The following is a 13,003-nucleotide window of genomic DNA, read 5'->3' as shown; positions in this document are numbered from 1 at the left end:
ACGTCAACAGTCAATTTTCATATCGGTGTTTATTTTCCGACACTTACAAATAACTTTGTATCTATTTCTACAATTTTTGTCACTTTGCCCAAAACAAATTAATTTAAAACAATGTTTTTGTATAAAAGAAAAAGGACGTTTTATCGTCCCATTCTTACTTTATGTCTGTTACACATTTTCCGTCTATAAACGTCATAACACATTCAGACTCAAATCTTGTCGGCAAATCTGTAAACACTGCAATATCGGCGTCTTTACCGACTTCAAGCGTACCCACTCTGTCGTCAATCCAACAGTTTTTTGCCGCTGTGGAGGTTATCGCTTTCAGTGCTTTTTCTTCGTCCATACCGTGCTTAACCGCCATAACCGCACAAAGCGACAGATTTTCAATCGTAATTTCGGGGTGGTCTGTTATTATCGCAACGTCAATACCTCTGTCCGAAAGATTTTTATATGTATCAAAGGTTAAGTTTTTAAGCTCCGGTTTACTTCTGTCCGAAAGTGTCGGACCAAGCATTACAGGTAATTTTTCACGTTCCAAAATCGGTGCTATTCTGTCACCGTCCGAGCAATGTTCAAGCGTAACGCAAATATCAAATTCTTTGCCCAATCTGATTGCACTGCAAATATCGTCTGCCCTGTGTGCATGAATTTTAACAGGTATCTGTTTTTTGAGTACAGGTATCATTGCGTCAAGCTTTATGTCGAATTCAGGCTTGTCGTGCTCTTCGCTGTTTTCATTATATGCGTCAAGCTGATTCATATAATCTCTTGATTTTATAAGCAATTCGCGTATCAATGCCATTGTTCCCATACGCGTAACAGGTGCCTCGTCCTTTTCATTGTACACGCATTTTGGGTTTTCACCAAGTGCAAATTTCATTGCAACAGGTGTTTTAATAATCATATCATCTACGCATATTCCGTACGTCTTAACCGCCGCAAACTGTCCGCCCACAGGGTTTGCACTGCCCGGTCCTGTTACAACGGTTGTAACACCTGCGTTATACGCGTCTTTAAACCCACGGTCAAACGGATTTATTCCGTCAATCGCACGAAGGTGCGGCATTATCGGGTCGCTGTCCTCGTTACCGTCATCACCCTCAAATCCAAGCGAATCTTCAAACATTCCGACATGACAATGTGCGTCAATCAGTCCTGGCATAACGATTTTACCCTCTGCATCAATAATCTTATCCGCCTCAAATGCTTTATCTTCACCTACATACTGTATTTTTTCATCAAACAATATACAGCCGTTCTTGTACTTTTTGCCCGTCATTGTTACTATTTCGGCATTTTTTATAAGTGTCTTCATAGTTTTATCCTTTTACCTTTTATATGCTTTTAATCCCGAGTTCATTCACATAATTAACCGCACTTGTCGCGGCGATTGCACCGTCTGCCGCCGCTGTTATAACCTGTCTTAACGGTGATACTCTTACGTCACCTGCGACAAATATACCTTTTATGTTAGTCGCAAGGTACATATCCGTCTTGACAAATCCGTGCTGACAACATTCAACCCCGCAATCTTTTGCAAGATCGGACGACGGCTTTACGCCTATTGCAACAATCGCACCCGATACGTTCAAAATACTCTTTTCGTCTGTTACAGTGTTTCTAATATCAACACCTTCAAGCATATTCGAGCCTACGAATTTATCAACTACGGTATCTGTAAGCACGGTTATTTTGCCGTTTCTTTTTACGTTTTCAACCATTGTAGCCGCCGCTCTGAACTTCTTGCTTCTGTTTATGACATAGACTTTACGGCAAAATCCCGCAAGATACAATGCGTCCTCCATAGCCGTATTTCCGCCGCCTACAACGCACACGTCCTTATCCTTAAAAAACGCACCGTCACAAGTCGCACAATACGAAACACCTGCACCGGTAAACTGTTCTTCACCGTCCGCACCGAGCGTTTTTGGTACTGCACCTGTTGCAAAAATTATTGACTTTACCATATAAGTATTTCTTCTTGTGTGAATAACCTTTATGCCGTATTCGGCATTTTCGATTGACTTAACATTTTCCGAAACAAATGTTGCGCCAAATTTTCTTGCGTGTTCTTCGATTGCTTTTGAAAGTTCTTCACCTGTCGGATTGTTTGCAAATCCCGGATAATTGTCTATTTCATATGTTTTTATTGCTTGACCGCCGTATGCGATTTTTTCGATTACAAGCGTTTTCATACCGCCTCTTGCGGCGTATATGGCAGCTGACATTCCGGCAGGACCTCCGCCGATTATTGCAACATCATATATCATTATTTATCGTCCTCTTTCTCTTTTTCATTTACATATGCTTCAATAATATATCTTGGACGGCGTTTAACTTCTTTATACAATTTACCGATATACTCGCCTATAAGTCCGACAGACAAAAGCTGTACACCGCCTATAAACCATATCGAAACCATAAGTGACGCCCAGCCTGCACCTGTGTGACCTATAATTTTCTGCACAAGTGCGTATATCGCCATAATGAACGCAAACACGCACACAATCGCACCGAATGCCGAAATCATTCTGATTGGGCTTATGCTGAATGAAGTTATACCGTCAAACGCAAATGAAAGCATTTTCTTTAACGGATATTTTGACTCGCCCGCAAAGCGTTCGTTTCTGTCGTAATACACATTCGTTGAGCGATAGCCGACAAGCGGAACCATTCCTCTTAGGAACAGATTTCTCTCAGGGAATTGTGCCAATCCGTCAAGCGCACGTTTGCTCATCAATCTGTAATCCGCGTGATTGAATACAATATTAACGCCCATAAACTGCATTAATTTATAAAATCCTACCGCCGTTGTGCGTTTAAAGAATGTATCGGTATCACGTTTGTTTCTTACACCGTAAACAACGTCATATCCGTCAATGAAGTTTCTCACCATATCAGGTATTACGTGTATATCGTCCTGCAAGTCCGCATCAATGGATATTGCACAGTCGCAGTCATCTTTAACTGTCATAAGACCGCCGAAAAGTGCATTTTGATGTCCAGCATTCTTGGCAAGCTTTATTCCCGATATTTCTGTATGAGCCTTAGTCAGTTCATCTATTATGCTCCATGTTTTATCTTTAGAACCGTCATCTACAAAAACGATTCTGCTGTTGTCATTTATAAGTCCGTCATTTTTCATTTCACCGAATAATTCAAGCATTTGCTTGGATGTTTCGTGCAAAACAGCTTCTTCATTATAGCACGGTACCACTACATACAAATTGACACTCTTACTCATCGCTATATCTCCTTTGTAAATTACAATAATATATATACGCCTTTATTATATAACATTTTCTTTGTATAAACAAGTATATTTTATTAAGTTTACTTTACATTATGAATTTCCTACTACAAAAATTATTTTGCATATGATATACTTTATGCGATATATCTTAAATATAAAGGAGGTCTTGGCAATATGTATAAAACTACTTTTGCAGAACTAAAAACAAGAGCTAAAGACGTTTTAAAGTCAAACTACTGGTATTCATTCGGAGTATGTATATTGGTTTCACTTATCACATCACTCGGAACTTCGGTTGCTACGGTGACTAATATGGTTAATTCGGACGCCGGTTCGGCAGGTACATCAATATCAGCCGTACTTCAAATATTAATCACTCTTTTTGTCACATTTCCTCTAAGCGTGGGATCGTGCAGATTTTTCATAAAGGCAACTGTCAACGCACCTAATGTATACGATTTGTTTTTCCCTTATAAAAACAATCTCGGCAACGTAATCGGTATTAATGTGTTTGTTGCGATTTATACATTTTTATGGTCGCTGTTGTTCATCATACCGGGAATTATCAAATCATTCCAATACTCAATGATTCCTTATATCCTTGCCGAAAATCCGGCTATGGACAGACGCAGAGCATTTGAAGTTACAAAATCGCTTACCGACGGAAACAAAGGCAGAATATTTTTATTCTCACTTTCGTTTTTCGGTTGGATAATTCTAAGCTGTATTACATTCGGTATAGGATTTTTGTTCCTTGAGCCGTATATATCGGCATCATTTACTCAGCTTTACTTTGATTTAAAAGCTGAGGCAATCGCAAAAGGCACTGTAACGCCTGAAGAATTTACTTATAATATTTAGGACTTGATAATATGGAAAATATAGAACGAATGAAACCTTCTCAAACGTATGAAGTAATGGATTTATGGCTGCGAACAACAATTCATTCAAATTCATTTGTTGAAGAAAACTTTTGGGAAACACATTACGATTTTGTAAAAGAAAAATACATAAACGGCAAAGAAAATTTTGTTTACATCATTGACGGCAAGATTGTCGCTTTTACCGGTGTGACGGAGGATAACAGAATAACGGGGCTTTTCGTCGATCCAGAATATCAAAACAAAGGTATCGGAACGGCACTTATAAATTTCCTGAAATCGGAGTACAATATGCTCCACATACCTATTTACGCAAGAAACAGAAAGGCTCTTGCATTCGCAACCCGTACCGGCTTTATCATTGACGGTGCACTTCGCCACGAACATAACGGAGAAGTGATGTACACTATGCTGTGGAATATGTAAGAAAAATCGACTCAAAGTCAAAAAGTCTAAATCAATTTGCACTGTATCGGCAAAATTATCCGTTACAGTGTATTTTTTTATGTTGAGATATTGCAAATCGTAAAGGTTTGTGATAAAATTATATACAGTAAAATATTTTAGGAGGTTTTTTTCCAATGTTAAAAGAAGATGTGCTTAAAAAGCTAACTGACTGCGGTCTTGTTGCAGTTGTAAGAGCTAACAATGCTGAAGAAGCAATTAAAATTTCAGACGCTTGCCTTGCAGGCGGTTGTACAGGTATCGAACTTACATTTACAGTTCCGGGTGCCGACAAGGTTATTGCTGCTTTGGCTGAAAAATATTCAAACGGCGAAATGATGCTTGGTGCAGGTACTGTTCTTGATCCTGAAACAGCAAGAATGGCTATCTTGGCAGGTGCAAACTTTATCGTAAGCCCTGCTTTCAATGCAGAAACAGCTAAGCTTTGTAACCGTTACAGAGTACCTTATATGCCTGGTTGTGCTACAATTACAGAAGTTATCACAGCTATGGAGGCAGGTGCTGACATCGTTAAGATATTCCCTGCAGATCTATACGGTCCTAAGATTATAAAGGATATTAAGGGTCCTCTTCCTCAGGCTCAAATGATGCCTACAGGCGGCGTTGACAAGGATAACGTTGCTGATTGGATTAAGGCAGGCGTTGTTGCAGTAGGTGCAGGTTCATCACTTACAAAGGGTGCTAAGACAGGCGACTACAACGCAATTACCGAAACAGCTAAAGAATTTATTGCAAATATCAAGGCTGCAAGAGCAGAACTTAACAAGTAATTTATAATTAAAGGAGATTTATATAATGGCAAAAGTTGTTACAATGGGTGAAATCATGCTTAGACTTTCAACCCCTGGAAATCAAAAATATATTCAAGCTACACAGTTTGACATAAACTACGGCGGCGGCGAAGCAAACGTTGCAGTTTCACTTGCAAACTACGGTCACGACGCTGAATTTGTTACAAAAGTTCCTGAAAACCCAATCGGCGCTTGCGCAGTTGCGGCACTAAGAAAATACGGTGTTGAAACAAAGCACATTGCTAAGGGCGGCGACAGACTTGGTATCTACTTCCTTGAAACAGGTGCGTCAATGAGACCTTCAAACGTTACATATGACAGAGCTAACTCATCAATCGCAACAGCAAGCATTTCTGATTTCGATTTTGACGAAATCTTTGAAGGTGCTGACTGGTTCCACTTCACAGGTATTACACCTGCTGTTTCAGACGCTGCCGCTGAACTTACAGAGGCTGCTTGTAAAGCTGCTAAGGCTCACGGTGTAACAGTTTCTTGTGACCTTAACTTCAGAAAGAAGCTTTGGACAAGCGAAAAGGCTCAAAAGGTTATGTCAAACCTTATGCAATATGTTGATGTTTGTATCGGTAACGAAGAAGATGCAGATAAAGTTCTTGGTTTCAAGCCTGAAAACACAGACGTAACAAGCGGTGAACTTAACCTTGCAGGTTACGAAAGCATTTTCAAGCAGATGGTTGCTAAGTTCGGATTTAAGTATGTTATTTCATCACTTAGAGTTTCTAAGTCAGCTTCTGATAACGGTTGGTCAGCTTGCATTTACTCAAGTGAAGATGATGAATTCTATCATTCAAGAGAATACAGAATTCGTCCAATCGTTGACCGTGTAGGCGGCGGCGATAGCTTTGCCGGCGGTACAATCTGCGGTTTTGTTGACGGTAAGAACTTCAAGGACGCTCTTGAATTCGGTGTTGCGGCATCAGCTCTTAAGCACACAATCCCTGGTGACTTTAACCTTGTTACAAGAGAAGAAGTTGAAACTCTTGCAGGCGGCGACGGCTCAGGTCGTGTACAAAGATAAGTTTTTAAGTATACAAAAAACGGCATTCGATAATGCCGTTTTTTTGTGCGCTCATTTACATTTGTATTTCGTTTTGTATACTTTGTGGAATTTTGTATTTCTTTGTTATATAATATCACTGTCGGATCATTCCGATATAGGTAAGACCTCTTAACGGTGTTTTCACCGGCGGTTATACTCTCTTTTATATTCACAGGCTGTTATGCTGAGTTTATGAAAGGAGGAATGCTTATGAAAAGTAAGCATATTGCTACATATGGCGAAGAAATTGCTCACAGCAATTTTAGAAATTATCATATTTTTGATAATTTTCTCTATAAAAGCACAATAACCGCCCTCCTACCAAGATTGCGGTTATTGTAATAACTAATTTCAGGGTATAACCGTTTGAGGTCTTACCTTTTTTCTATATTTATTATATATCTATTCATTCATTTTGTCAACACTGCAAACAACTTTATATCAAGCTGATTTGTTCGCCACCATATTTATCTTCATACTTATTCAAATACTCAAAGCATTCATTCACATCACACATAATACCGTTTTTAATACATTCGCTTTTATAAATCATATTAAGTTGTCTGCTGTTCGGAGATGAAAGCTGATAGCTGTTTCCGTACATTCTGATATATTTTTCTTTCAGTCCCGGAAAATGTTCATCGAGTTTTTTATAGAAATACTCTCTATTACCGTCACGCAACGTAACACCCATATCAAAATTAATAATCCCCTTCACTTTTGCTCTGACACAATAATCAAGTATTCCCCTAATATTTTCTTCGGTATCATTTATAAAAGGCAATATCGGGCAAAGCCACACAACAGTCGGTATACCGTTATCATGCAATATTTCAAGTGCACGAAATCTCTCATATGTAGTTTCAACATTCGGCTCAACAATGCGGCACAAATCCTCATCATATGTGGTAAGCGTCATCTGTACGACACATTTTGATTTTTCATTTATCTTCTTTAACAAATCAAGATCACGAAGAACTTTTGTCGATTTAGTAATCATTGTCACACCGAAACCATACCTTTCAATCACTTCAAGACACTTTCGCATATTACCGAGTTTTTCTTCTATTGGCATATACGGATCAGACATTGCACCTGTTCCAATCATACACTTGTTTCTCTTTCTTCTGAGTGTATTTTCCAACAATCCCACCGCATTAGCCTTAACTTCAATATCTTCAAATTTATGATTCATCTGATAACACAAACTTCTTGAATCACAATAAATACACCCATGCAAGCAACCTCTGTATATATTCATTCCGTTTTTCGCCGATAAAATCCCTTTAACATTTACTTTGTGCATACATTCCACCCTTTAGCATTATTATACTATTATATCACTTTTAATATTTCCGCACAAGAAAAAAAGTCGGTTACCCGACTTTATATATAAACTGTAATCGGCGAGAATGGGAAAACCGAAAACAGATTATAATCTTTTATGTTCGCCTGTAATAGAGAACTGCACCCACTCGGCGATATTAACCGCATGGTCGCCGATTCTTTCAAAATACTTTGCAACCATAAGCATATCAAGTACTTCGGAAGTCCCCTCATCTTTTTTAATAATATCCACAAGGTCGTTGACGATTTCTTCAAACAATGCGTCAACAACATCATCATTATGAGAAACTTCTTCTGCAATAAGCAAATCCTTTTTAATAAACGCCTCAACGCTCTTATTGACCATATCAATAGTTGCCGCCGCCATACGTTGAATATGCTTTGATTTTTTCAACATCTTCTTTTTCGCGGTTGCCGCGATTTCGGCTATATCCTCCGCCTGATCGCCGATACGTTCCATATCTGTTATCATTTTAAGTGCGGCTGAAATAAGTCTTAAATCACTTGCAACAGGCTGTTGAGTCAAAAGCAATTTCAAAGAAAGACTTTCAATCTCACGTTCTTTATTATCTATCGACTTTTCATAGTCATACGCTTTATTTATCGAATGTTCGTCACCGTCAAGTGCCTTTACCGCATTTGCGATTGCACTTTCAATAAGTCCGCCCATTGTAGTAAGTTCTTCATTGAGAAGCGCCAACTGTCTTTCAAATTCATCTCTCATTATCCAAACCTCCCTGTTATGTAATCTTCGGTTCTTTTATCTTTTGGTTTTGAGAAAATCTTTTGTGTATCGTCAAATTCCACTGCCTCACCAAGCAAGAAAAATGCTGTTTTATCCGAAACTCTTGCGGCTTGCTGCATATTGTGCGTAACCATAATTATAGTGTACTTATCCTTAAGTTCCCACACCAAGTCCTCAATTTTAGATGTGGATATAGGGTCAAGTGCCGAAGTCGGTTCATCCATAAGCAATACTTCCGGCTCTACCGCAAGCGCTCTTGCAATACAAAGTCTTTGTTGCTGACCGCCCGACATACCAAGCGCACTTTTCTTTAATCTATCCTTTGTTTCGTCCCATATAGCCGCCTGTTTTAACGAACGCTCAACTATTTCATCAAGCTTGCTTTTCGCCTTAATTCCGTGCGTTCTCGGACCGTATGCGATATTATCATATATACTCATAGGAAACGGATTAGGCTTTTGAAACACCATACCTACACGTCTGCGAAGTTCATTCACTTCAATATCTCCGTAAACATTTTTACCGTCAAGCAAAACCGTTCCGTCAATCTTACAACCCTCTACAAGGTCATTCATTCTGTTTAGCGTTTTTAAAAACGTAGACTTACCACAACCCGACGGGCCTATAAATGCCGTAACTTTATTTTCGGGAATCTGCATATCAATCCCTTTTAAAGCGTGGAAATCACCGTAATGCAGATGTAAATTCTTTATATCAAATTTCACTTTAAAATTCCATTCCTTTCTATATCATCAATCCTTTGCCGCAAACTTCTTTGCAACAAGTGATGACATAAAGTTAATTATCAACACAAATATCAACAGCACAACCGCCGTTGCATATGCTTGATTTGTGTACAAGCCCTCGCTTGACAGTACATACATATGTATTGCAAGTGTACGTCCCGATGACAGAAGTCCTTTTGAAACCTCCGCAACAGTACCTGCCGTATAAATAAGTGCCGCCGTTTCACCGACAATTCTTCCTATTGCAAGGATAACTCCTGACAATATACCCGGCATTGCCGCCGGAAGAACAATTTTAAACACAGTTCTAAGCTTGCCTGCACCGACTCCGAAGCTTGCCTCACGATATGAATCGGATACTGCAAGAAGTGCCTCTTCTGTTGTTCTCATAATAAGCGGAAGTACCATTATTGCCAACGTTGCCGCACCGGCAAGTATTGAATATCCCCACTTTAAATACGTTACAAAGAACAACATTCCGAACAAACCATATACGATCGACGGTATTCCCGAAAGCGTTTCGGCTGTAAGCCTTATAATACCTACAACCTTGTTGCCCTTTTTCGCATATTCGACAAGGTATATAGCAGTACATATTCCGAGCGGTACTGCAACTATAAGCGAACAGAGCGTCATTTCAATCGTGTTTACTATTGCCGGTAACATTGATACGTTTTCGGTTGTGTAATGTAAGCTGAACAATTTAGGGCTTAAATTAGGCAAACCCTTTATCAATATGTACGCAATCAAAAACAGTAATACACCAAATGTCAAACAGCTTGCAAGGATTACTGTTCCCTTTAATATTTTTGAGCCTAAATGTTTCATTGCTTGTTCCTTCCCTTTACGATACTAAATGATATGTTGATAAGAAGTATAAACACAAACAATACAACACCCGTTGCAATAAGCACTTCACGGTGTAAATCTGCCGCATAACCCATTTCGATTACGATATTTGAAGTCAAAGTTCTGACACCTTTTAAAATGCTTGACGGAATTCTCGCCTGATTACCGGCAACCATAATTACCGCCATTGTTTCACCAATCGCACGGCCTATACCAAGAATAACTCCTGCAAGTATTCCCGATTTTGCCGCAGGTAATATAACTGTAAATATACTTCTTTCCTTTGTTGCACCGAGTGCCAACGCACCCTCATAATAGCTTTCGGGTACACTTCTTATCGCACTTTCCGATACACCGATAATTGTCGGCAAAATCATTATTCCAAGCAAAATCGAGGCTGTAAGCATACTGTTTCCGTTTCCGCCGAAAACCGTTTTTACGAACGGAACAAGTACCACAAGTCCGAAAAAGCCGTAAACTATCGAAGGAATACCTGCTAAAAGCTCCGTAGCAGGTTTGAGGATTTTATATAAGGGTTTTGGACAATATCTCGACATAAATATTGATGTCAGGATACCTACCGGTACACCAATGACGATTGCACCGGCGGTCACATATATACTTCCCAAAATCATCGGGAAGATTCCGAATGACGCAGGACTATCTGTCGGAGCCCAGTTAGTACCCGCAAGGAATTTGAAAAGTCCTACCTTACCCATTGCAGGTATTCCGTTTGCAAAAAGGAATACGCATATCAGCAATACGGCAAGTATTGAAGTAAGGGCAGCGGTGAAAAATACGCCGCCCATTATCTTCTCTTTGTATTTTCTCATGCTATTTCACTCCACATTGTCTTTGTACCTGTAAAGATGTCCTTTATATCCTCTGTTGACATATCGTCTGTCGGATTTTGAGGGTTTACGATTACCGCAATACCGTCAAGTGCAATCGGTGTTGCTGTCAATGCAGCGCTTTCACTGTCTTTTAATTCTCTTGAAGCCATACCGATGTCACAAGTTCCTTCCATTGCACCTGTCATACCGGCAGTTGAGTCACTTGTTTGAAGTTCTATTTCTGCATTTGTATTGACTTTTAGATAAGACTCTTTAAGCTTTTCCATTACAGGTGATACCGAAGATGAACCTGCTACAACGATTTTGCCTGCCGGCTTTGAACCTGCATACGGTTGAGCATCATCATTGATTTTAATATATCCGTCTGAAACTATTTCCTGTCCCTCACTTGATAGGATATAGTCGATAAAGTCTTGTGCAACATCTGAAATATCAGATTTTGTTGCTATATTAAAAGGTCTTGCAACCTTGTATGTACCGTTCTTTACGTTTTCGGCTGTTGCCTCTACTCCGTCAACTTTGACTGCCTTGACGCTTGATGAAAGTGAGCCAAGTGATACATAACCGATACCGTATTCGTCACCGGCAACGTTTGTAAGCATAACGTCAGTCTTGTTTGCGATTACTGCCTCATTTGTTGTCTTGTCAGTCTTTGTGCCGTCTGCACCTTTTTCCTCTATTCCCATAAGCTCTATGAATGCGCCTCTTGTACCACTGCCGTTTTCTCTTGATACAACTGTGATGTCACTGTCTGCTTTAAAATCAGATGACGATGATGTTGTCGAAGTTGATGACTGCGGTGATTGTGTTGTTTCTCCGCAACCTGCAAGGGCTGTCATAGCCATAACGCCTACTAATATTCCTGCCAATAAATTTCTCTTTTTCATTTTTCTTATCTCCTTTTCACTTTATGAGTTTATTATAGACCTCTTATGTAAAATCCACTATCTAAATATGCTTAAATAAATGTAAAATAAAAAGTCGGTTTGTAAAATCCAACTTAAATGTGTAAGATAATTTTTAAATAGCACGCGTTAATAACAAAACAACTTCAACTTACATATTATATACAGCAGAGAAAACTATATAAGGAGGATACACTATGTTTGAAAATGTTTCTGTTATAGGCGGTGATTTAAGACAGCTTACTGTTGCAAAGCTTTTGAAAGCTGAAGGGTATCACGTTTTTCTATACGGCTTTGATAAAGATATACAGCTTGAAACACTTGAATGTGAAACAGATAAAGATTTGGTTTTGAGTGCAGATATAGTAATTTTGCCTGTACCCGTAACCTTTGACGGCAATACAATTAACTCGCCTTACGCAAAAGAACCGATGATTATTGATGATTTTCTGAGTGAAATAAACCCGTCCGCTTTGGTGTTCGGCGGACAAATACAACCTAATTTTCAAAAAGCACTTGAAGATAACCATATCGCATATCGCGACTACCTTAAACGCGAAGAACTTTCAATAAAAAATGCCGTCCCTACGGCATTGGTGATATAGGTATTGATTTTGGGGATATAAAAACAGAGAGTGTGAGATTATTTCTGTAAAATTAATTTTTCTATGATAAAATACTTAGTTTTATTTGGGCAGATAAGCAAAATTCAGCTTATCTGCCTTTTTGTAATATAGCACGGATTTCCTCCCGCGTCAAGAGCGGTCTTGTAAAAGACCGTATTTTTTACACTATATATCTGTATATCTGTAAAAATATATGCTAAACAAGTCGTCCGTCATACATGATTGACAATTCTCCGTAAACTCTGCCCCAATTTCTAAGTGGCATTGTCCACTTCTTTGTTGCTTCAAATGTTGCCAAATACAGTGCCTTTAGAAGGGCTGTATCGCTCGGGAATACGCTCCTTTGGCTATTCAATCGACGTAGTACACTATTAAGGCTTTCTATTGCATTTGTTGTATACATGACTTTTCTGACTTCTGCTGAAAATTTGAACATCGGTGATAAAACATCCCAATTTTCTTCCCATCTTCTCATCGCATT

16 protein-coding genes are annotated in these 13,003 nt (G+C 39.1%); 6 read left to right on the top strand and 10 right to left on the bottom strand.

Going from position 1 to position 13,003, the window contains the following annotated elements; genetic code table 11:
- Positions 1-154 precede the first annotated feature (154 nt).
- The 3 genes from LKE05_RS06875 to LKE05_RS06865 are packed head-to-tail and all read right to left on the bottom strand — an operon-like array spanning position 155 to position 3,247.
- Entirely contained in the window at positions 155-1,318 is a 1,164-nt protein-coding gene (locus LKE05_RS06875) for an amidohydrolase (protein WP_308456352.1), read from the bottom strand.
- Between the two features lie 19 nt (positions 1,319-1,337).
- On the bottom strand, positions 1,338-2,273 hold the full coding sequence (trxB, locus tag LKE05_RS06870; RefSeq protein ID WP_308456351.1) for a thioredoxin-disulfide reductase: 936 nt from the start codon (positions 2,271-2,273) through the stop codon (positions 1,338-1,340).
- Positions 2,273-3,247, bottom strand: a complete 975-nt coding sequence (locus tag LKE05_RS06865; protein ID WP_308456350.1) for a glycosyltransferase family 2 protein — start codon at positions 3,245-3,247, stop codon at positions 2,273-2,275. The genes trxB and LKE05_RS06865 overlap by 1 nt, the downstream gene beginning before the upstream one ends.
- A 183-nt stretch (positions 3,248-3,430) precedes the next feature.
- On the opposite strand from LKE05_RS06865, the gene LKE05_RS06860 reads away from it, so the two are divergent.
- From LKE05_RS06860 to LKE05_RS06840, 5 genes are all read left to right on the top strand, one after another.
- Complete coding sequence (locus LKE05_RS06860) at positions 3,431-4,117, top strand: DUF975 family protein (RefSeq protein ID WP_022228997.1); 687 nt, start codon at positions 3,431-3,433, stop codon at positions 4,115-4,117.
- Positions 4,118-4,128: 11 nt separating this feature from the next.
- Positions 4,129-4,563: a GNAT family N-acetyltransferase gene (locus LKE05_RS06855; protein WP_022228996.1), complete on the top strand. Its 435-nt coding sequence runs from the start codon at positions 4,129-4,131 to the stop codon at positions 4,561-4,563.
- 155 nt (positions 4,564-4,718) lie between these two features.
- Entirely contained in the window at positions 4,719-5,372 is a 654-nt protein-coding gene (locus tag LKE05_RS06850; RefSeq protein ID WP_022228995.1) for a bifunctional 4-hydroxy-2-oxoglutarate aldolase/2-dehydro-3-deoxy-phosphogluconate aldolase, read from the top strand.
- A gap of 25 nt (positions 5,373-5,397) precedes the next feature.
- On the top strand, positions 5,398-6,429 hold the full coding sequence (locus LKE05_RS06845) for a sugar kinase (protein WP_022228994.1): 1,032 nt from the start codon (positions 5,398-5,400) through the stop codon (positions 6,427-6,429).
- A gap of 231 nt (positions 6,430-6,660) precedes the next feature.
- Entirely contained in the window at positions 6,661-6,792 is a 132-nt protein-coding gene (locus tag LKE05_RS06840; RefSeq protein ID WP_308456349.1) for a hypothetical protein, read from the top strand.
- A 94-nt stretch (positions 6,793-6,886) separates the two neighbouring features.
- Here the strand turns inward: LKE05_RS06840 and LKE05_RS06835 are convergent, their stop codons facing one another.
- From LKE05_RS06835 to LKE05_RS06810, 6 genes are all read right to left on the bottom strand, one after another.
- Positions 6,887-7,756, bottom strand: a complete 870-nt coding sequence (locus tag LKE05_RS06835; protein ID WP_308456348.1) for an SPL family radical SAM protein — start codon at positions 7,754-7,756, stop codon at positions 6,887-6,889.
- A 126-nt stretch (positions 7,757-7,882) separates the two neighbouring features.
- Positions 7,883-8,521 carry a phosphate signaling complex protein PhoU gene (gene phoU, locus LKE05_RS06830; protein WP_022228992.1) on the bottom strand — a complete coding sequence of 213 codons (639 nt, stop codon included), beginning with the start codon at positions 8,519-8,521 and terminating at the stop codon, positions 7,883-7,885.
- Positions 8,521-9,267: a phosphate ABC transporter ATP-binding protein PstB gene (gene pstB, locus LKE05_RS06825; protein ID WP_022228991.1), complete on the bottom strand. Its 747-nt coding sequence runs from the start codon at positions 9,265-9,267 to the stop codon at positions 8,521-8,523. Before pstB ends, phoU begins: the two co-directional genes overlap by 1 nt.
- A gap of 27 nt (positions 9,268-9,294) precedes the next feature.
- On the bottom strand, positions 9,295-10,116 hold the full coding sequence (gene pstA, locus LKE05_RS06820; protein WP_147514235.1) for a phosphate ABC transporter permease PstA: 822 nt from the start codon (positions 10,114-10,116) through the stop codon (positions 9,295-9,297).
- Positions 10,113-10,970, bottom strand: coding sequence for a phosphate ABC transporter permease subunit PstC (pstC, locus tag LKE05_RS06815; protein ID WP_308456347.1), 858 nt, complete (start codon positions 10,968-10,970; stop codon positions 10,113-10,115). The genes pstA and pstC overlap by 4 nt, the downstream gene beginning before the upstream one ends.
- A complete protein-coding gene (locus tag LKE05_RS06810) occupies positions 10,967-11,878 on the bottom strand; it encodes a substrate-binding domain-containing protein (protein WP_308456346.1) in 912 nt (303 codons plus the stop codon). The genes pstC and LKE05_RS06810 overlap by 4 nt, the downstream gene beginning before the upstream one ends.
- Positions 11,879-12,093: 215 nt before the next feature.
- On the opposite strand from LKE05_RS06810, the gene LKE05_RS06805 reads away from it, so the two are divergent.
- On the top strand, positions 12,094-12,501 hold the full coding sequence (locus LKE05_RS06805; protein WP_308456345.1) for a dipicolinate synthase subunit DpsA: 408 nt from the start codon (positions 12,094-12,096) through the stop codon (positions 12,499-12,501).
- A gap of 217 nt (positions 12,502-12,718) precedes the next feature.
- On the opposite strand, the gene LKE05_RS06800 is transcribed toward LKE05_RS06805, so the two are convergent.
- Positions 12,719-13,003 (bottom strand): transposase (locus LKE05_RS06800; RefSeq protein WP_308456344.1); only part of this gene is annotated, 285 nt, incomplete at its 5' end.

It is taken from the genome of Hominilimicola fabiformis (assembly GCF_020687385.1).
Taxonomy (GTDB): Bacteria; Bacillota; Clostridia; order UBA1381; family UBA1381; genus Hominilimicola; species Hominilimicola fabiformis.
This window is presented reverse-complemented; position numbering and strand designations above follow the sequence as displayed.